The 534-nt window shown below is 77.5% G+C and carries 1 protein-coding gene and 1 pseudogene; both read right to left on the bottom strand.

The genetic code is table 11. The features are described 5' to 3' along the window. Positions 1–195 (bottom strand): universal stress protein (locus tag SACPADRAFT_RS0201845; RefSeq protein ID WP_007027940.1); only part of this gene is annotated, 195 nt, incomplete at its 3' end. Between the two features lie 40 nt (positions 196–235). Continuing rightward, positions 236–534: pseudogene (locus tag SACPADRAFT_RS31960) on the bottom strand (hypothetical protein); the annotation flags it as partial.

Raw genomic sequence — 534 nt, 5'->3', positions numbered from 1 at the left:
CTCGAACACCTCGGGCAGCACCGTCGCCTCGCCACCGCCGACGTAGCGGCCGACGAGTCCGTAGGCGTGGACCACCCGCAGACGCAGTCCCCGGGCGGCGGCGAGCGCGGCCGCCCAGCACGCGGCGGTCGTGGCCGACGCCGACCCGTCGACGCCCACCACGACGGCGTCCCGGGCGGGGCGGTGCGTGGTCATGGCCTTCCGCCCTTCCTCTCGGCCGACGGCGCGGGACGGATCAACCGCCGGATTCCCGGGCACGGCCGAGTGCGGCGGCGAACCTCTCCCGGATCGCGTGCCAGGCCTCGGCCACCTCGGTGCGCTCCGGCTCGACGGGATCCGGGTCGGCCCGGTCGCCCTGGAAGGACAGCAGCAGCTGCACGACCCGGCCGACCACGTCGGGATGGCCGAGCGGCACGGGCGGCTCCAGCCGCATCGCCGGGTCGGTCTCCCGGCTGACGAACGCGGCCACCCGCACCCCGTGGGCGCGCAGGTCCTGGCGGCGCCGGGCGGTCGCCTCGTCCCACCAGTCGGCCG

The sequence above is a fragment of the Saccharomonospora iraqiensis subsp. paurometabolica YIM 90007 genome (genome assembly GCF_000231035.2).
GTDB classification, from domain to species: Bacteria; Actinomycetota; Actinomycetes; order Mycobacteriales; family Pseudonocardiaceae; genus Saccharomonospora; species Saccharomonospora paurometabolica.
Note: the sequence above shows the minus strand (reverse complement) of the source record. Positions and strands in the feature narration are given on the sequence as shown.